At 50.4% G+C, this 17962-nt stretch carries 19 protein-coding genes; 15 read left to right on the plus strand and 4 right to left on the minus strand.

Annotated features, from left to right (window positions below):
- Positions 1-147 precede the first annotated feature (147 nt).
- The 7 genes from KDW_RS13795 (at position 148) to KDW_RS13825 (ending at position 7558) form a co-directional block, all read left to right on the plus strand.
- Positions 148-657 (plus strand): LURP-one-related/scramblase family protein, encoded by a 510-nt coding sequence (locus tag KDW_RS13795; protein WP_151756491.1) that lies wholly within the window; start codon positions 148-150, stop codon positions 655-657.
- 493 nt (positions 658-1150) lie between these two features.
- Positions 1151-1570, plus strand: a complete 420-nt coding sequence (locus tag KDW_RS13800; RefSeq protein WP_151756492.1) for a hypothetical protein — start codon at positions 1151-1153, stop codon at positions 1568-1570.
- Between the two features lie 37 nt (positions 1571-1607).
- Positions 1608-2321, plus strand: coding sequence for a glycosyltransferase family 2 protein (locus KDW_RS13805; RefSeq protein WP_162005217.1), 714 nt, complete (start codon positions 1608-1610; stop codon positions 2319-2321).
- Positions 2314-3000: a TIGR04282 family arsenosugar biosynthesis glycosyltransferase gene (locus KDW_RS13810; RefSeq protein WP_151756494.1), complete on the plus strand. Its 687-nt coding sequence runs from the start codon at positions 2314-2316 to the stop codon at positions 2998-3000. Before KDW_RS13805 ends, KDW_RS13810 begins: the two co-directional genes overlap by 8 nt.
- Complete coding sequence (locus KDW_RS13815; protein WP_151756495.1) at positions 2997-3998, plus strand: radical SAM protein; 1002 nt, start codon at positions 2997-2999, stop codon at positions 3996-3998. The genes KDW_RS13810 and KDW_RS13815 overlap by 4 nt, the downstream gene beginning before the upstream one ends.
- A 1-nt stretch (position 3999) precedes the next feature.
- Positions 4000-5472: a glycosyltransferase 87 family protein gene (locus KDW_RS13820; RefSeq protein WP_151756496.1), complete on the plus strand. Its 1473-nt coding sequence runs from the start codon at positions 4000-4002 to the stop codon at positions 5470-5472.
- Between the two features lie 448 nt (positions 5473-5920).
- Positions 5921-7558: a molybdopterin-dependent oxidoreductase gene (locus KDW_RS13825; RefSeq protein WP_151756497.1), complete on the plus strand. Its 1638-nt coding sequence runs from the start codon at positions 5921-5923 to the stop codon at positions 7556-7558.
- Between the two features lie 79 nt (positions 7559-7637).
- Here the strand turns inward: KDW_RS13825 and KDW_RS13830 are convergent, their stop codons facing one another.
- Together KDW_RS13830 and KDW_RS32795 are read right to left on the minus strand one after the other, a co-directional pair.
- Entirely contained in the window at positions 7638-8384 is a 747-nt protein-coding gene (locus tag KDW_RS13830; RefSeq protein WP_151756498.1) for a hypothetical protein, read from the minus strand.
- Between the two features lie 75 nt (positions 8385-8459).
- The gene (locus KDW_RS32795; protein ID WP_198925262.1) at positions 8460-8774 is read right to left on the minus strand and encodes a hypothetical protein; all 315 of its coding nucleotides are present in this window, start codon (positions 8772-8774) and stop codon (positions 8460-8462) included.
- Positions 8775-9195: 421 nt separating this feature from the next.
- Between KDW_RS32795 and KDW_RS13840 the strand changes: the two genes are divergently transcribed.
- The 3 genes from KDW_RS13840 (at position 9196) to KDW_RS13850 (ending at position 10945) form a co-directional block, all read left to right on the plus strand.
- Positions 9196-9531: a hypothetical protein gene (locus KDW_RS13840; protein ID WP_151756499.1), complete on the plus strand. Its 336-nt coding sequence runs from the start codon at positions 9196-9198 to the stop codon at positions 9529-9531.
- Positions 9532-9829: 298 nt separating this feature from the next.
- The gene (locus tag KDW_RS13845) at positions 9830-10300 is read left to right on the plus strand and encodes a hypothetical protein (protein ID WP_151756500.1); all 471 of its coding nucleotides are present in this window, start codon (positions 9830-9832) and stop codon (positions 10298-10300) included.
- A 27-nt stretch (positions 10301-10327) separates the two neighbouring features.
- Positions 10328-10945: a molybdenum cofactor guanylyltransferase gene (locus KDW_RS13850; RefSeq protein ID WP_151756501.1), complete on the plus strand. Its 618-nt coding sequence runs from the start codon at positions 10328-10330 to the stop codon at positions 10943-10945.
- Between the two features lie 9 nt (positions 10946-10954).
- On the opposite strand, the gene fni is transcribed toward KDW_RS13850, so the two are convergent.
- Complete coding sequence (fni, locus tag KDW_RS13855) at positions 10955-12091, minus strand: type 2 isopentenyl-diphosphate Delta-isomerase (RefSeq protein WP_151756502.1); 1137 nt, start codon at positions 12089-12091, stop codon at positions 10955-10957.
- A gap of 217 nt (positions 12092-12308) precedes the next feature.
- A complete protein-coding gene (purB, locus tag KDW_RS13860; RefSeq protein WP_151756503.1) occupies positions 12309-13622 on the minus strand; it encodes an adenylosuccinate lyase in 1314 nt (437 codons plus the stop codon).
- A gap of 1474 nt (positions 13623-15096) precedes the next feature.
- Between purB and KDW_RS13865 the strand changes: the two genes are divergently transcribed.
- From KDW_RS13865 to KDW_RS13885, 5 genes are read left to right on the plus strand one after another with little or no spacing between them, the layout of a single operon-like run.
- Entirely contained in the window at positions 15097-15303 is a 207-nt protein-coding gene (locus KDW_RS13865) for a hypothetical protein (RefSeq protein WP_151756504.1), read from the plus strand.
- Positions 15304-15345: 42 nt separating this feature from the next.
- Positions 15346-16710: a hypothetical protein gene (locus tag KDW_RS13870; RefSeq protein WP_151756505.1), complete on the plus strand. Its 1365-nt coding sequence runs from the start codon at positions 15346-15348 to the stop codon at positions 16708-16710.
- Positions 16711-16732: 22 nt separating this feature from the next.
- Entirely contained in the window at positions 16733-16999 is a 267-nt protein-coding gene (locus KDW_RS13875) for a hypothetical protein (protein ID WP_151756506.1), read from the plus strand.
- On the plus strand, positions 16986-17345 hold the full coding sequence (locus KDW_RS13880) for a hypothetical protein (protein ID WP_151756507.1): 360 nt from the start codon (positions 16986-16988) through the stop codon (positions 17343-17345). Before KDW_RS13875 ends, KDW_RS13880 begins: the two co-directional genes overlap by 14 nt.
- A complete protein-coding gene (locus KDW_RS13885) occupies positions 17299-17820 on the plus strand; it encodes a hypothetical protein (protein ID WP_151756508.1) in 522 nt (173 codons plus the stop codon). Before KDW_RS13880 ends, KDW_RS13885 begins: the two co-directional genes overlap by 47 nt.
- The last annotated feature ends 142 nt before the right edge of the window (positions 17821-17962 follow it).

Genomic DNA, 17962 nt, shown 5'->3' on the forward strand with positions numbered 1-17962 from the left:
TACTTGCGCAGGCCTCTGTGAACATGTTTTCTGGGGAAGTGATATACAACTTTGGATTGCTTGTGGCGTAAAATAGGGTGTACTGCGAACCCTTTTTTGTGTAGTATTTGTGGCAGTACTTGAATCAATAGCGGGAGTTGATGGAGCATGCGCTATCATTTAAAAGAACGTGCCTTGAATCTGACGGATGATTTTATTATTCGCGATGAGACTGGGACGGTGGTCTATGATGTCAAGGGCGATTTCCTGAAGGTTGGTGATACATTCGCAATCTATGATCATGCGACCGGTGATGAGGTTTTGTATCTGAAAAAGAAGATTTTATCGGATACCACCCACTATGACATTATCCAGAAGGGTGTTGAGGTTGCCAGCCTGCGTCGCCGTGCCCAGACACTGCAGGCCGGGATTACCTTTGAGGTCAGCAGTAAAGATGGGATGGTCTTTTATATCCAGGGCAATTTCAATGAATGGGATTTCAATATAGTTGATCATTACGATCGGCTACTGGGTCATATCACCCGTGAATTTGCTATGTTTGGTGATAGCTATACGGTGGATGTCGTACCAAACGTGGATGGACCCTTTATTCTGGCGATCGCGATTATCCTCGACGAGATTCGTGAAGATGGTGGCAAAGATTATAGCGACCAATAATGTTCAGGCCTGAATACAGGCTATTTTATTTTGCATTCCCGCTCAACTTTGTTTGTGGTGGGAATGTTTTTTTTATGTTGGCTATGATCATGCCATCTGACACCCCACCCCGTTGAGGTTCGTTTAGATGGTATAAGGGGGGCGCGGTCTCAAATAAAATGCATGTTCGCTGGAGTTTTTAACAAAAAGTACTTTATTTGAATGATCCGGTAAATATATCCTCCTATCAACGTGAGAAGATAGTGAAAAGCATTGTATAGTCCTGACTGGAGATGTCTTTTCAATCCTGATTAGCATCGAAAAAAGGAGCGCTCATGACGATTACTATTACTGTTGCCACTTGCTTTGCTCTGTGTACTGTGTCGTAACTAACGGTCCGTGTTTCCATTGAAATATGCTTGATCGCTGTGCCAGCAGAGTAGATAACAGGGCATGGTGTATACAGAGCATGGAGTAAATAGGACACTGTTCCTCTGGATGGATAGTTGAAAAGATGAAGTTTGAGTCTCTCTTAGAGCGTTATCACTTTGATAAATATGTCCTTGATGTATGCATTGCGACTATTGAACAAGGTGGCGTAACCTCCAAATTAGATACCCATCAGTTTCTATCACCTATCGACGCCTGGGCCATCCCTAAATATCCAGATAAGACAGTTATCCTTCCCCCAAATGCGGATCTCAAACAAGCTTTGATCTCTTTTATCACATGCAATGAGGCTTATTTGTTGTATTCCGACTGCTGGTTGGGAACCTGGATTGAGCCGGAGACCCATAATTGTTATCTGGACATTATCTCGCTGTGTTTTTGTCTGGATGAGGCTGTGCAGCGGGCCAGGGCTCTGAGCCTGAGTGCGCAGCGCAAAATAGTTGCGCTCTATGATTTTAAGCGTGGAGAGGCGATTTATCTTTGAATAGACCGTGAGAATGTCTGGAGATAAGGATGTGTATATGCGTCAAGATGCAATAGCATTGGTGATACCCGCCTGGAATGAGGCGGAGGCTTTACGACAACTTTTACCTGAGATACCAGAGAAACTGGTGCAATGGGTGATTGTGGTGGATAACAAGAGTACTGATGAGACCGCCAGTGTGGCGGCAGCAGCAGGAGCGGTGGTGGTACGGGAGGAGCAGCGCGGTTATGGTCGGGCCTGCTGGCGTGGTTTTCAAGCCGCGCGTGAGTTAGGGGCTGAGATTGTGGTGTTTATCGATGGCGATGGGAGCGATAATCCAGTTGATTTGCCAGCGATGGTTGCGCCTATCCTGGCCAATGAGGCTGATTTTGTGATTGGTTCGCGGGTAGGAAAGCAGGCTGAAGCCGGAGCGGTACCCCCGCAGGCCCGTCTGGGCAACTGGTTGATCAGTCGTATGGTGAGCCAGATCTATCACGTTCATGTCCATGATATTGGCTCTTTCCGCGCAGTACGAATACAAGTCTTAGAGAGTCTGCAGATGCAGGAGATGACCTTTGGCTGGCCGGTAGAGATGCTGGTCAAGATGGCTCGGGGTCGTTATCGCATTCTCGAAATTCCTTTGCACTATCGCCGGCGTAGCCATGGACATTCCAAGGTTTCTGGCACCATCACCGGCAGTGTCCGTGCGGCCTACGCCATGCTCAGTACTATGGCGCGCTATGCCAGGAAAAAGGACCTGAAGTATGTCTGAGATCGCTCTGGTGATTATGGCGCGCTATCCAGAAGTTGGTAAAGGCAAGACTCGTCTGGCCCAGAGTATTGGTGCCGAGTCGACCTTTGAACTGTATCAGGCCTTTCTACAGGATCTGGCCAGGCGCTTCGCAGGCTGGAAGTATGAGGTGATCTGGGCATATACACCGCCGGACCAGGATTTTCTGGCCTATGCCAATACATTACTCCCAGAGCCCGAGGTACCGATGCGAGCCGTTCCCCAGCAAGGTCCAGATCTGGGTGCCCGTCTCTATCAGGTCTTTCAGACTACGGCCCAGCAACAGTTTACTCAGACCATCTTAATTGGTTCAGATTCTCCGCAGGTGAGTCGTGACATGATCTTGCAGGCTCAGCAGGGATTAGAGCACGCCGATGTCGTGCTGGGTCCGGCCGAGGATGGTGGGTATTATCTGATTGCGATGCGGCAGCCCTACGACGTTTTTAGTGGCATCCCCATGAGTACGGATGTCGTCTTAGAAAAAACGATCGAGAAGGCACGTCAACAGGACCTGAAGGTGCATTTGTTAGACACACTATTTGATATTGATACTCAGTTGGATTTACAGCGACTGGCATCCTTATTGCAGGCCGAGCCTGCTTTAGCGCCCGCTACCGCTGCCTGTCTGGCTACTATGAAGAAAAGGGGTTTTCTTGCATGACAACGACTATCGCTACACTGCCACGCTCAATTTATATCGAGCCAACCAGCCGTTGTAACGAATTTTGCCAGCAATGTCCACGCACCTTACTCTCGCGCGAAGAGGATCGCGATCTGACCTTTGATGACTTTCGACGCATCGTTGATCAGTTTCCGGTGTTAGAGCGTGTGGTTCTCCATGGTCTGGGTGAGCCGTTGTTGAATAAAGAGTTGCCCCAGATGGTGCGCTACCTCAAGGATCGCGGGACCTATGTGCTGTTTAATTCCAATGGTATTGCGTTAACTGCGGCTCGCGGTCAGGCTTTGATCGATGCCGGCCTGGATGAGTATCGACTGTCGATGGATGGTTCGACCCGCGAGACCTATGCGCATGTGCGTGGTGTGGATGCCTTTGATAAGATCTGGCGCAACATCAGCGCTTTTATCAAACTGCAACAGGCACAGGATGCCAGCAAGCCAGCGGTCTCGCTCTGGTTTACCGCCATGCGTGAGAACCTGCACGAACTGCCAGGACTGGTAGATAAAGCGGCCGAGAATGGGGTCCGTGAGATCTACTTGCAGCGTCTGGTCTACTTTGAAGAGGGTCTGGCGGCTTCTAAACAGGCACTTTTCCATCGTGCGCTGCCCGAAGAACTGGCGATCATTCGTCAGGCTCAGCAGATGTGTCAGGAGCGCGGCATTACCTTTAAGGCTGCCGGAGCGGCGACTCCAGTGGAAAGCGTCGTGCGCGACTTTGGTGATCGCCCCTGGTCTGGTTGTCAGCGTCCCTATACCCTGACCTACATCACATCGAGTGGTAATGTGCTCTCCTGCTGCTTTGCTCCTTTTGGTCACCGCAGCGCCAAAGAATATCGCGAAGAGCGTGTACTGGGCAACATCTTCCAGGAATCCATTGAGCAGATCTGGAACGGTGAGCGCTACAATGATTTCCGGCGTGCCTTTGAGAGCGATCATCCTGCACGCCATTGTGCGCAGTGTGGCGTGAACTGGAGTTACTAGCATGCCAATTTTGGACCTGCCAACTTTAGCGCAAAAACGCCATGTGTCCTCCTCGTTTGGGGATACATGGCGTTTTCCCTTACTCTGTTTTCTGCTGCTGGTGGCGATCGGCTATAGCGTCTTTCTGGCTATCCAGGCACCGCCACCAGATGTGGATGCCAATCAGTTTGTCGTCTTCTGGCTATTGGGCTTTCTGCCCTATCTGGCTGCCTGTCTCTTGATCCTGACCACACGGGCCCCGGTAGGACGTCGGCGCTGGCGTGAATTGGCGCTGATCCTGGTGGGGGCGCTGGTCCTGCGTGCCCAACTGGTCTTTTTAGATCCGAACCTCTCACACGACTCCTGGCGCTACCTATGGGATGCCCGTGTGACCCTCAACGGCTTTAGTCCTTATGTGTATCCACCGGGTCATCCGCTGCTGGTGCATTTACGTGACTTCCTCTATGCAAATAGCCGTTTCCGCAACGTCCCCACGATCTATCCACCGGCGGCCCAGGGCTTCTACCTCTTGAGCTATCTGCTCTCACCGGAAAACCTGGTCTTCTTGAAATGCCTGTTTATCGGCTGTGAACTGGTCACGACGGCGACCCTGGCAGTACTACTGAGTCGCAAAGGACTGGATCCCGCGCGCTGTGTGATCTATGCCTGGTGTCCTTTACCAATCATCGAGTTTGCGATTCAAGGCCACGTTGACGCTTTAATGATCACTTTTATTCTGTTAATTATGCTCTGCGCGCAAAGCTCGCGCCGTGGAGCCCGCGTACTGACAGGATTCCTGCTGGCGATTGCGACGCTGATCAAGCTGTATCCACTGCTCTTACTGGTTGTAGTCTGGCGTGGGAAACGCGACTGGGCCCTGCTGCTGACCTGTCTGGTCACGATTGTTCTCGCCTATGTTCCCTACCTGATCCTGGGAAATGGACAGATCTTTGGCTTTTTCGCCAGCTATGCCAGCGAACAAGGCTCGATGAATGGTGGTCCGCTGGCTCTCTTCCTGCACTGGATAAGTATGCAAACAGGACTACCCCTGCCGGTGACCTATGTGGTAGACCTACTGCTGGTCGGTTCTCTGTCCTTGTGGGTCTGGCTCAGACGCTTGAAAGAGCGCATTTCGATCGAGGCGGCGGCCTTGCTCATGATCGGAGTGACTTTTCTGATCTCGACGCATGTTTTTCCCTGGTATGTTGCCGCCTTGCTACCCTTCGTCGCGCTCCTGATCGATGTACCCTGGTCGCGTGGGGGTGGCTGGAATAGTTGGGGATTAGCCATGATCGGGCTCTGGTATTTTTGCGGTGCTAGCATCCTTGGCTACTTTCTCAGCAGTACACTTGACTGGACCTGGTACTACGTGAGCGTTTACTATGTGACGCTGATCATTTTGGGATTGGCCTGGCTGGTAAACTATGTCCTACCGCGGTGGCCCAGACGGCTAAAAAACCATGATCAAGATACCGAACAACCCCTGGCAGGATAAAGCGATCGTAGTGGCAAAGAAATCGAGGGCAAGCCTTGAACCTACGTGTTATGTTTGTTGATGCGTGATCGTGGTGGCAAGGAAATCGAGAAATATTATATGTCTTATGCGTCTTAAGTTCTTATTCTTAAGTTGTGTTAGATGTTTTTTATGTTTTTAAACGTATAAAGAAACATGGCGCGTAGGTTCGACCCTTGCGGTCGATTGGTTCCCTCACGATATCCTCGCTTGACCACGAGCAAACCGTGTCGTGTTTGGGTGTTGCGTGATCGTGAAGGGAAGGAAATCGAGGACAAGCCTCGAACCTACGTGTCATGTTTGTTGATGCGTTATGATGTAAAAATCGAGGGGATGTGGACGTGACATAGTTGAACGCTGTAATTGCGCAGCGATAGGTCTCAGGGTGGGGGAGTTTGCTGCCTTCACATGTACAGAAAGAAAGTGGATTATGGCTGATATAAAGTCAACACCGAGAAGGCAGGGAATGCCGGCAACTCCGCCTGGATCTGGAGGCTTCTCGAAAACGCGGACAGTGTTGCTGTCCGCCGGGTGGGCACTGGTGGCTGGTCTGGCTGCCAGTCTGTGTGCCACGTTAGTGATGGGCCTGTTGCGTTTGCTGGCTGGTATACCGACTCCGGTAGAGCTGTTTGGCGATTTTGTGCTCAAGCATATCGATGTCGGGACGTTTATTCGTTTGCTGAAGCTGACCAATAATTCAAAAGCGGTCCCGCTGGGACAGGCCTTGCTGGGCATGATCGCGATTGGGACGGTGTTGGGCTGGCTGTATGCGCTATTAGTGCGGATCAAGTTGCCTGCCCGTGGCTATCGGCCTGGTCGGTGGGAATGGGTGGTTGGATTGGCTTTTGCTCTGGCGATGGCCCTGGTCGCGACAATCCTCTTCTGGAATGAGACCCCACAGAACTTTATGGGCTGGCCTTATACCCCTGCGCGTGTGTTAACTATCCTGGCCTTATTGCTGGATTTTGTTGTCTATGGTCTGGTGCTGTGTCTGGGATATCGGTTTTTATTACCGAAGCAGCCAGAAGCCACGACGGATATGGCGGTGGCACAGCGGCGTCAACTGCTGGCCCGTGGTGGTGTGGTCGCGCTGGGAGTGGGTGCTGGCCTGGGCACATTTGGGGCGATCCAGAAATATCTGAGTGATTATACTGTCTATGATGGTATGAAAACGGCGTTCCCCAAGCATATCGTGCACCCGATCACTCCCAATAATGAGCATTATGTGGTGACCCAGAATCCTGTTGATCCGGATCCTGATATTGCCCTCTGGCGACTGGAATTGACGGGTCTGCTGAATAAGCCGGGTAGCTATACGTATGATGAGCTACAGAAACTGCCATCAATTTCGCGTGCGATTACGCTGGAATGTATTGCCAATGGTGAAAATGATCACCTGATCGGTAATGCGATCTGGCATGGGGTGCCACTGCGTACGCTGGTTGAGCAGCACGGGGGAGCGCAAGCTGATGCGCGCTATATCGCCTTTTATTGTATTGATGGCTTCAACACGACCCTGCCCCTCAAAGAGGTACTGGAGGCCGATCCTTTATTGGCCTGGAATATGAATGGTGAGGTTTTACCCAGACGGCATGGTTATCCCCTGCGCATCCTGATCCCGGGACGCTATGGAGAGGAGAATCCCAAGTGGCTGACACGGATCGACTTTAGTCCTGATTTTGTGAATGGACTCTATTCCGCTCAGGGCTGGTACAATGGCATCCTGCATACGATGAGCCGCATCGACCTGCCTTATCAGGATCTGGTGATTCGAGCCGGTGATGTTGTACCTATGACGGGCATTGCCTTTGCGGGCAACCGTGGTATCAAGCGTGTGGAGGTCAGTACCGATGCTGGCAATACCTGGAAGGATACGACGCTGGAGCCTGCTACCTCAAAGGATAGCTGGGTGTTCTGGAAATCAAGCTGGCAACCTATCCATGCGGGAGACTACACGCTGATGGTTCGTGCCACGGATGGCACCGGAGAAGTCCAGACCACACGCCGTCAGGGAACAGTCCCGAATGGCGCGACCGGCTTTGCCAGGGTCAAGATCACCGTCCATTAGACGCACACAATAGCATAATAATAAAGACCGCCCAGCCTGGATTGAGGTTGGGCGGTCTTTGTGGTTTGTGTTGCGCTGCTTATTTGATATCCAGGATCTGACGGATCTGGTGCAGGTCTTTGGTGGCTTTCTGCAGGTTAGTATGGATCAAGCGCTCGGTCTGTTCCACATTGGTTTTATTGGTGGTATAGGTGGCACGCTGGGTGTTAAAGGCTTCAGCGGTCAGCTTTGGTAACGTGGTTTGAACGGTATCGATTTTGCCTTCAATGGATGAGAGGTCACTTTTATAGTCGGAGAAGAGAGGATTCAATTTAGCTTTCTGAGCAGCGGAGGCTTTGTCGATCAGGGATTCCACATTTGGTTTGACATCAACCAGTTTGTCGCGCACAGCGATTTCAGCGTCCAGGTGGAGGATGCGATAGTCACGAGGGACGACGACCGCGAAAATGCGATGCTGATACATGTCCTTCACATCTTCACGCGCAGCTTTAGCGGTGGTTTCTGCATCGAGCCTGGTCTTCAGATTTGTCAAAATAGTCAGGTGGTTTTTGACATCGGCCGTAAGATTGGTGGCCTGTGTATCGGTGATATGCTTTTTGCTCAGCACATCAGAGATTTTGGTGTTCAGGGTATTCAATGCATTCTCGCGGTTAGTGATTTCCTTATCACCAAAGGCGATTACACATTTGACATCTTTAGCGTCGCATTTGGTCGTGGCAGCTTGAGCGACAGGTGCCTGGAAGAGAGCCAGACCCAGGGTGGCGGTCATGGCGCTGGCGATGGCGAGTTTAGAGAGGTGTTTGCTTACATTTAGCATTTTCAACATGGTTCAAACTCTTTCTTTCTTCAAAAATGTATGCGCATGATTCTGGCGCTAGCGGGTTAAAAGGTTGTGCCGGATCTAAGGATTCTGGTCATTCTCTGAATTTTGCTGACCTGCGGTATCTGCATCCTTTTTCGTGGTATCCAGGGTCGTGCTTGCATCCTGAAGTTGTTGATCAATATTCTTGATTTTCGCAGCACTTGCAGTCGGAGAATCAGTTGTTGGCGCACTGCTGGTGTCGCTGCTGGTGGTTGTCGCAGGCGTTTGTGCGCTATTGGCAGTATTGCTCGTTGAGCCAGATGTGCCGCCGCAGGCTGCCAGGGCGAGCGTGCAGATTAATAGCAAACTTGCCAGCACTACAGCAGCAGCTTTACGATAATTACGATGGACCATATATACTTCCTTATCCTCAAAGTATTTTGTTCTGGTATACCAGGTTCTGTGTAAAGACAATAGTGATTGAATACTATTCATTGTTTTGATGTTTGCCTCATCACAGATCTTCTATGTCCTATATTAATACTGAAAAGTTAAGTTTTCCTCAAGCAACCATAAAGGTTTGCTCTATATTTTTGAGATGTCTTGTCAACGTACCAGAAAAGCGGAATGGAATATTCACCGCGTCAACACATCGTTTGTACGTGTGAGCACGGAAATAAGTGGGTGCCGGTTGAGATCAGGTTAAGATATTGGAAAAGAAACAAGAAAATCTTCCTACTTTGTTGATATGATGAGCGTGAATATAGAAATGATCCGCTAGAATGCTAGAGAGGAGCCGAAGTTCTGTTCCTTTTTGAGAAGGAGTGTAGAGGATATGTCAAAGCAGTTTAAGGTTGCTATCATCTCATTGGTAACGGTCGGAATCACCCTGGTGGTGGTCGCTTTTTTTGTGGGTCAATCATATTATAATGCCGCTTCTAAACCGATCTCGGTCCAGGCGGCCGCTACTATGCAGGCAGCCGCGGTGACACCTGCTGTGGTACCAATGGCACCAGCTAAAGGAGCCAACCCGCAGGCGGGGAACAATACTGGAAACCAACAGCAGCCACAGACACAGGGACAACAGCCACAGGCACCAGCCAATCCACCACAGTGTTCTTGCCAGAAGGTTCTTCCTGCTGTAGTGAATGTTCATCCCAAACACTGGTAAAACAGGATTACGTTATTTTCCAGTCGTGGGTTGGGTGTATGCTAGTTATAGAGGGGATCATAGTACGCTCTTTGTCTGATGCCCTGTTGTGGTGGCGTTCAATGACGTTGATGCGGAGAGATACCTGTGTGTGCGCTTCATATACAGGCGTATTACTATTTAAGTAAACAGGCCCTCTATAACTGTAGGCATAATTCGTGTATTTCAACGGTTGCTGGCTCTAGACGCGTGCTCTTATCCATGCTATCATGGTTGGCAATCGTACTGTGTGGATACCTGAAGAAGGGAGTTGTGCTTTATGTTTATGGGCACTAACTTGTTTCGGTGGCTCTTTGAAGATCCAATCATGGCTGGATCAAATGGAAATCTGCCTGCGGCAGAGACCTTTCATTTCTTATGGCCCTGGCTTATTTTTTGTCTGGCCGGGTTGCTCATCACGTTCTATTATTCGGTCGAGGGTCGTAAGCGCTTTGTGCGTACTAAACCGCTCCTCAAATACATGTATGATCGCTACCTGGGTTGGTTCGCGGTAATCTGCTTTATCGGACTGCCGTTGATCGGAGCGCGGGTGCTGCTGGATGGTTATTTCTTTTCCTGGCGTATCTGGCGCTATCTCTGGCTGCTCTCCTTGCTTGTCTGGGCTGTGACCTGGATTGTCTATCTGGTGCGCAAATATCCAGCTGAGCGTGCCAACTATGAGGCATATCAACGCAGACAGCAATATATTCCTAAAGGCAACAAACGCAAAGTGCGTCCGGCATCGCGCTAGTTCTGGTACCTCTCTTTGACGGGTAGGATGTCTTACACGCTATTGAATGAAACTACAGGAATTATTCTTGCCGGGGGGCAGAGTTCCCGCATGGGACGTGATAAAGCGCTTCTGCCCCTGCCTGGCGAGCAACGTCTGACCTTTGTCTCGCATCTGGCAACCTTACTCTCCTCTACGTGCCAGGATGTGCTGCTGGTCGCACGCGATCAGGATCAGGCGAATCTCTATCTCCCCTATCTCCCTTCCTCTGTACATCTGATTACCGATGCTACTCCCCACATAGGTCCCCTGATGGGACTCTACAGCGGCTTGCGCGCTATGACTACTGCCTATGCGGTCGTGACGGCGGTAGATATGCCGTTTGTCCAGCCTGCCCTGTTGGAGTTGCTGGTAGCGCAGGCGCGGGCTGACACGATTATTATGCCGATGGTGGGCGGAGTTCCGCAGGTGCTATTGGCGCTCTATCCCCGGAGCGTCTTGCCGCTGATTGAGCAGCGCCTACAGGAGGGACGGCGCGACCCACGCTCGCTGCTGCAACTGGCGCAAGTCCTGCCCCTTGAAGAAGCGCAACTGCGAACCGTAGATCCACAATTGCGCTCGTTCGTGAACGTGAATACGCCCGAAGAATTATCATTCTATACTTGATAATTAAGGCTATACCTGTTGTTGGATGCGTCGCCAGCGGCGTTGGGCCATGGCTTTGAGGTCGTCTTCGAAGCCTCGTAGGGTGAGCCATTCGCGGCAGGCTCCGGTGACGACGATGTCGGCTTCACGGAGTTGTGCGAGGTTGGCGGCTCCGCTGAGCTGCATGGCGACTTTGAGCTGTGCGACTGTGCTCTCGATGACTTCACAGACCTTTTCATAGCTTTGACTGGCGGCCTTTAGGAGCGGGAAGCCGATGCCAACCAGGGTCGCACCTAGCGAGAGGGCCCGCGCGGCATCGAGTCCGGTGCGGATGCCACCGGTGGAGATCAGTGGTAGGCGGGCGGTGGTGGCCTCAACCAGCGAGATCGGTGTCGGGATACCCCAGTCCCGGTAGAGTAGTCCGATGTTCATGGTGCGCTCATCACCACGCGACTCGGAGCGCGCGGCCTCCATGGCTGACATACTACTGCCACCGGCACCACCAACATCGATGGCTGAGACGCCACAGGAACGTAAAAGCAGCGCCTGTTCGCGACTGACTCCGGCACCGGTCTCCTTGGCGATCACGGGCCGTTCTACCTGCTGTACCAGCTGTTTGAGTGCTGCGGCTTCGCCAAAGGCATTACGATCACCCTCTGGTTGCGCGGCCTCCTGTAAGCTGTTCATATGGACCGCCAGGGCGTTGGCACCGATCATCTGAATGGCGCGCTGGACCTGTTCGAGGGTGAATGGAGTATGCCCGGCCTGCTGGATCAACTGTGGCGCACCAATGTTGGCGATCAGAAACGCGTTGGGGGCCGACTCGCGGGTCACCGTATAGCTGGCGGCCAGGGCGGGATTAAGAATGGCGGCGCGCTGACTTCCTACACCCAGGGCCAATCCATAGTGCTCGGCGGCTCGGGCCAGATTGCGATTAATATTCAGTACATCAGGATGGCCGCCCGTGAGTGAGGACATAAAAATGGGATAGCGCAGGGTGTGTCCCAGGAAGGTGGTGCTGAGATCAATCGTATCTAGATCTACCTCTGGGAGAGCCTGGTGTACAAACTGGATATCGCTCCAGTTGGCGCGCTGAGGAGCTGAAACGTCACGCTCCAGCGCGATATTTACATGTTCGATTTTACGTTGTGTGACTTCGTCCGCCATATTATGCTTAACGGTCCTTTCTTCTTCTGCTCTCTGTACAATGACGACCGTGAACTCAACTTGAGGTATATCCACAGAGTATGACGAACGAATTCCTATCTCTGATCGAGATGTCGGTGAGTAACGGTAGGTCTTGAGCCTGCGGCCTCTCGGCGTACGCGTTGGCACTTTGAGGCACATGGCTTACGTCCACGGGTCGCAGGCTCAAGACCTGCCGTTACGCCAGGCCGATACGTTTGAACGAAGTATCGATATATTTGGTGTAGTAGTCGGTATTGGTCAGTTCGGCGAGCTCCTCCGGATTGAGATAACCGGCGACCTCGCTATCCTGACTGAGGGCCTCGACCAGTGCGGCTCCGGTGATGGCGCCCTGGCTGGTCATGGTCCAGACTTTTTTGGCGTTACGCTGCACCATCTTATAGGCTTCCTGACGACCCACACCTTTATCGATCAGGGCCAACAAGATCCGCTGCGAGAAGACCAGGCCACCGGTCATGTTCAGGTTGGCTAACATGCGCTCGGCATCCACCTGGAGATCGCTGATAACGTTGGTGAAGATGTGGAGCATATAATCCAGTAGGGTACAGGCATCTGGAATAATGATGCGCTCGGTGGAGGAATGGCTGATGTCGCGCTCATGCCAGAGGGCTACATTCTCCATGGCCGTCACGGCATAACCGCGGAGCAGGCGCGCCAGGCCACAGATGCGCTCACACAGCTCTGGATTGCGCTTGTGCGGCATGGCCGATGAACCCTGCTGTCCGGAGCCAAAGGGCTCGAAAGCCTCGCTCAGCTCGGTACGCTGTAAGTGGCGAATCTCCTGAGCCATCTTTTCCAGCGAGCTACCGATCAGTGCCAGCGCGGTCATGAAGTGGGCGTGGCGATCACGCTGTACCACCTGGTTCGAGATTGGCGCTACACCGAGTCCCATCTGTGCGCAGACATATTCCTCGATCTGAGGTGGGACCGACGCATGGGTTCCCACCGGACCCGAGATCTTACCCACGGTAACTTGCTCGATGGCGGCGGCCAGACGCGTCTGGTGGCGGCGCAACTCATCAACCCAGAGAGCCAGCTTCAGGCCAAACGTCATCGGCTCGGCATGGATCCCATGGGAGCGGCCAGTAATCAACGTATATTTATGCTCAACAGCGGCCTTCGCCACCGCATCCGTCAACTTTGCCAGGCCAGTCGTCAGGATCGCGCCCGCCTCCTTCAACTGGGCAGCCAGGCCGGTGTCCAGTACATCCGAAGAAGTCATACCCAGATGGATAAAGCGGCCCTCGGGTCCCAGTTGCTCCTGGATCGAGCGCAGGAACGAGATCACATCGTGATGTGTCTCCTGTTCGATCTCTTGCATACGCTGGGCATTATACTCAGCCTTACGGATCTTCTCAATCGCATCCTGAGGGATAACACCCTCGCGTGCCCAACCTTCGCAAGCCAGTAGCTCTACCTGCAGCCACTTATCTGTTTTGTGTTTGGAGGACCAGATCGCAGCCATCTCTGGTCTTGAATAGCGTTCAATCATAAAATAAATATTTCCCTTGTGCATTAACATCGAAGAGGCCTGATCTCCGCACACGACATGGCATAAGCTCACGCATAGGAGCTCGCATTTTTTTGCTCGGTGGGATAATCAGTAATTGTAGTTTATCACAGAATACACCGACCTACACCGTTTGGATCGGCGCTGTTATTACTGATCATGCTCACAATAGGGCGCGATTAACCTATCCTGAGCTCCCCTACGTCTATCAGGCTCCAGCTGCCACTCTCCCTGGCAACGTGCGCTCTGACGTTACGCTTTTTAGCATTATAGCATATGTTTCAAATAATAACAATACCAGAGTATAAAACAATGAAAAATGAACAAAACATCCACCACAACTTAAGAATAAGAACTTAAGATGCGTAAGACACTTGATATTTCGCATATGGTTGACACAACTTAAGAATAAGAACTTAAGACGCGTAAGACACTTGATATTTCGCATATGGTTGACACAACTTAAGAATAAGAACTTAAGACGCGTAAGACACTTGATATTTCGCATATGGTTGACACAACTTAAGAATAAGAACTTAAGACGCGTAAGACACTTGATATTTCGCATATGGTTGACACAACTTAAGAATAAGAACTTAAGACGCGTAAGATAATTAATTTTTTATATTATTTTTTATTAGCAATGGTTTTACTTTGTAGAATAGATACTTAGTAAGTAAAAATTATAAGTTATTTTAAATTTAAATATATATTATATTTAATAATTATATATAATATATATATTATATATAATTATTAAATTTTATTATTATTATTATTATTAAGTTATTATATATTACTTTAACATAATTGAAAGTTTTTACATGCAGGGAATTAAGGTTACAGTAAAGAAACATTACAGTGATTACTGAAACATACACTTTCTGCAATGTATATTTTCTGCAATGTATTTTATACGTTACTTATACTTCTTAAGTTCTTAATCTTAAGTTGTAATAATTTCTGCAAGTAATAATTTCTGCAAACAATATTTTCTGCCTGGAAATCATAGATGTCTTATGCGTCTTAAGTTCTTATTCTTAAGTTGCCATACTTTCTGCCAGGTATTTGCATATGTCTTATGCGTCTTAAGTTCTTATTCTTAAGTTGATGCAGTAAATATTATATAAACATGCTGCTAGAACCAATTTTTTGTAAAATCTAAAAATTCGTTGAAAATCTACTTGACAACAGATGTTTTATATAATATTATACGCATCGAGGTATTTTGCCTGTAATACTGGTGATGGTTTTGTCGTTTCAATCCATTTGCTACAAGTCCTTCCACAGTTTCCTCGGGCAAGCAGAACAGGCAGCTTGCTTTTTGCTTCAAGGAGATTGATACGTTTGTTTCCTGGATGGGCCTCTGACCCGGGATGTATCAATCTCATCCCCTGATTGTTCGCGGTGAGCCGTCTGGTGGAGGATGTTATTCGAGGGAAAGGAAAACCAGTCTATGTCTGAATGCACTTACTGTGATCACGCAAGTCCGCCCGTCTATGCGGTTGATCAAAAGGATGAAAAGGGCCAGGCTACCGGTCAAAAGATTAGTGTCTGCCATACGTGCCATAGCCATGGTCATGGCCTTGGGGGTCCGGCTCAATATGTCCAGCCGACACCGGCGACCCGGTCGCGGACGAAAAAACCGGTGAGTGAAAAGTAGTTTTGTAGTGTTGTTGTGATGAGTACAAAGGACAACCCGCATATGCGCCACCGTCAGCATTCTCGCCATCGTCGCTCGCGAATTACTGAGCAGATCAATCCGGCCTTCCTCTCCTCGGATGATCCGTTTGGTAACCGTGCAGGTACTGAGGAAGATTACTATTGGCGCGCATTGTCGGGTGATGTAACGCGGAAAGATCTCCTCCCCGCGACGTATCTGGAGCTGCATGAGCAGTGCTATGAAGCCTGGAGCGTCAATCCACTGGCCTCGGCAATCCTGGAGATTACAACCAGCTTTGTCCTTGGGAAAGGCGTTCTGGTGGAGGCGAGCGAGCCTGCGGTGCAACGCATCCTGATGAATTTCTGGCATGATGCCGCTAATCAGATGGATGAGCGCATCTATACGCTCTGTCATGAGCTGGCCCTCTATGGTGAGATTTTTCTACGGTTCTTTGTGAATAAGTTTGATGGGTCAGTCCGAGTGCGCCTGATTGATCCTTCGTTGATCGATGTGATTGAGACGGATCCAGAGGATATTGAGACACCACGACGTTTCCACCGTCGCGCCATCAATCTCGCTGGCTCTGGTATAGCGGTATCACCTTCTCAGTCAGCACTCCCGGTAGCAGACAATACAGATGGGGTATGGTTTGTGGCCGGGGAAGAGGTGATGCAGTTTGCAATCAATAAGGTCTCGAATGCCAAACGGGGGCGCTCGGATCTGGCGACATTACTACCCTGGCTACGCCGCTACAAGGACTGGTTGACTGATCGGGTTCGCATCAACAAGTATAAGGGGGCTTTCCTCTGGGATGTGGAGTTGACGGGCGCCGATCGGAAAACGCTGGATCGTAAGCGGATGGAGTACCAGTATCCGCCTGAGTCTGGAAGTGTGGTCTTCCATGCTGAGACGGAGAAATGGACGGCGGTACAGCCGTCGATCCAGGCCAATGATGTCAAGGAAGATGGGCGGGCCATCAAGTTGATGATTGCGGTCGGGGCGGGCTTGCCTGAACATTATCTCTCGGATAGTTCACAGGGCAATCGGGCCACGGCGGCTGAGATGGGGTTACCTACGTTACTCAGGTTTCAACGCCGTCAGAAGATCCTTAAACTGATTTTCCGCACTATCCTGGATCGTGTGCTATTGGAGGCACAAAACGCAGGGAAGCTGGCCAGGGAAATAGACACGACCTATGATATTGTCTTTCCCGAAATTGATGTCACCGATCATCTAACTATCGCGGGCGCGCTCCAATCGCTGGCCAAAGGGCTATCTATTGCTAGCTCGCATGGCTGGGTCAGCGATGCTACCGCGATGCGCATACTCTTTCAAATGGTTGGCGAGGACGTGGATGTCCATGAGGAACTGGCAAGGATTGCCAACCAACCACTTACGACAGACTGACATGTGAAAGGAGATTGTATCTATGCTTACGGCCCTTCAGTATGGTTTTAGCTGCTATACCTGTAACCGTATCGCTCCCATTGGTAGCTATCTCAATCTACGCACACGGGTCATTCGGCAATTAACGGCACCCGCGACGTTGCCTCCAGATGGCTACTGGGCACGCATAGATCCATCTCCGACGCAGTCAATCGCCAATATAGCCAGAACCATCAACAAAGCCCTTGGAACCGCTTACAGCGCAGAAAACTTTCAACGCCATAAGGATGTCCCCGATGAAAAGCCATAATCCCGTAGCGGCGCAGCCCGCCATCGATATTCCGGTCTGGATAGGCCGCCTTGAGCAGCAGACCGCTGACCTGCTCGCAGGTGCCAATGTTGACGACCTCACCAGTAAAGAACGTATCGACTTTAGCCTCAAGACGCTCAGCCATATCCAGCGCCTACTTGTTATCAATCAACAACTGACAACCGCTAACGATACCAGCAACACCGACAACTTCCTGACCGATCTGGCCCGCCAGATGCGCGGCGAGGCTGGCCCATCTGAAATCGACACGTACAATCATGGTGATAAGAGGATTTCTCATGTTTACGACGATCAAGAATTTTGTGAGTTCGCTGATCCCAGGTAAGTATATTCTGAGCTTTGGTCAATCCGATGGCACACGCAATTATTTTACTGTTGAGGAGATCATTGACCTGCATCCACACACCGATGATATCTGGCAGCATGAGATCCAGGTCCTCTGGCAGCATGGACGCAAGACGGCGCTCCTCGTGAAAGCGCAACCAGATATCGATCGCGCGACGATCGTGCTCCATCATAAATCAGCCTTGATTGAGTATCCTATTCTTCGACCCTCCGCTATCATCAAACATGCCGCAGAGGTGGCACGCTACCATGAATCGATCTTACAGGATGGCTGTACGGATCGCACCGAGCTTACCAAAAGCGCCATTGAATATGTCCAGGATGAGGAGATCGATGTCCTGCGTCCTAGCCCCTATCACCTTCTGACCGATGACCGTCGCCTCTATATGCAGCTCTTTGTGGCTACCTACGTGTTCATGTATATCGCCTGCGTCAAAAAGCATAAATCCACATGATATTTCGCTATGTGTCGCTATGTGTTGATAAGCGTTGATATATCTCCATTTTTGATGATCCAAGCTCACATTTTTCTGTTTAAACCTATCAAGCGACTATAGCATATATAACTCGATGAATATTACATATTATACAAAGTTA

Source organism: Dictyobacter vulcani, from assembly GCF_008974265.1.
In the GTDB taxonomy this organism is placed as follows: domain Bacteria; phylum Chloroflexota; class Ktedonobacteria; order Ktedonobacterales; family Ktedonobacteraceae; genus Dictyobacter; species Dictyobacter vulcani.

Coding starts and splice junctions, on each gene's coding strand:
- KDW_RS13875 (WP_151756506.1), top strand. CDS start 16,733: ATGCTTACGGCCCTTCAGTATGGTTTTAGCTGCTATACCTGTAACCGT.
- KDW_RS13865 (WP_151756504.1), top strand. CDS start 15,097: ATGTCTGAATGCACTTACTGTGATCACGCAAGTCCGCCCGTCTATGCG.
- KDW_RS13820 (WP_151756496.1), top strand. CDS start 4,000: ATGCCAATTTTGGACCTGCCAACTTTAGCGCAAAAACGCCATGTGTCC.
- fni (WP_151756502.1), bottom strand. CDS start 12,091: ATGGCGGACGAAGTCACACAACGTAAAATCGAACATGTAAATATCGCG.
- KDW_RS13845 (WP_151756500.1), top strand. CDS start 9,830: ATGTTTATGGGCACTAACTTGTTTCGGTGGCTCTTTGAAGATCCAATC.
- KDW_RS13840 (WP_151756499.1), top strand. CDS start 9,196: ATGTCAAAGCAGTTTAAGGTTGCTATCATCTCATTGGTAACGGTCGGA.
- KDW_RS13830 (WP_151756498.1), bottom strand. CDS start 8,384: ATGTTGAAAATGCTAAATGTAAGCAAACACCTCTCTAAACTCGCCATC.
- KDW_RS13805 (WP_162005217.1), top strand. CDS start 1,608: ATGCGTCAAGATGCAATAGCATTGGTGATACCCGCCTGGAATGAGGCG.
- KDW_RS13825 (WP_151756497.1), top strand. CDS start 5,921: ATGGCTGATATAAAGTCAACACCGAGAAGGCAGGGAATGCCGGCAACT.
- KDW_RS13810 (WP_151756494.1), top strand. CDS start 2,314: ATGTCTGAGATCGCTCTGGTGATTATGGCGCGCTATCCAGAAGTTGGT.
- KDW_RS13800 (WP_151756492.1), top strand. CDS start 1,151: ATGAAGTTTGAGTCTCTCTTAGAGCGTTATCACTTTGATAAATATGTC.
- KDW_RS13870 (WP_151756505.1), top strand. CDS start 15,346: ATGCGCCACCGTCAGCATTCTCGCCATCGTCGCTCGCGAATTACTGAG.
- KDW_RS13815 (WP_151756495.1), top strand. CDS start 2,997: ATGACAACGACTATCGCTACACTGCCACGCTCAATTTATATCGAGCCA.
- KDW_RS13885 (WP_151756508.1), top strand. CDS start 17,299: ATGTTTACGACGATCAAGAATTTTGTGAGTTCGCTGATCCCAGGTAAG.
- KDW_RS13880 (WP_151756507.1), top strand. CDS start 16,986: ATGAAAAGCCATAATCCCGTAGCGGCGCAGCCCGCCATCGATATTCCG.
- KDW_RS13795 (WP_151756491.1), top strand. CDS start 148: ATGCGCTATCATTTAAAAGAACGTGCCTTGAATCTGACGGATGATTTT.
- KDW_RS13850 (WP_151756501.1), top strand. CDS start 10,328: ATGTCTTACACGCTATTGAATGAAACTACAGGAATTATTCTTGCCGGG.
- KDW_RS32795 (WP_198925262.1), bottom strand. CDS start 8,774: ATGGTCCATCGTAATTATCGTAAAGCTGCTGCTGTAGTGCTGGCAAGT.
- purB (WP_151756503.1), bottom strand. CDS start 13,622: ATGATTGAACGCTATTCAAGACCAGAGATGGCTGCGATCTGGTCCTCC.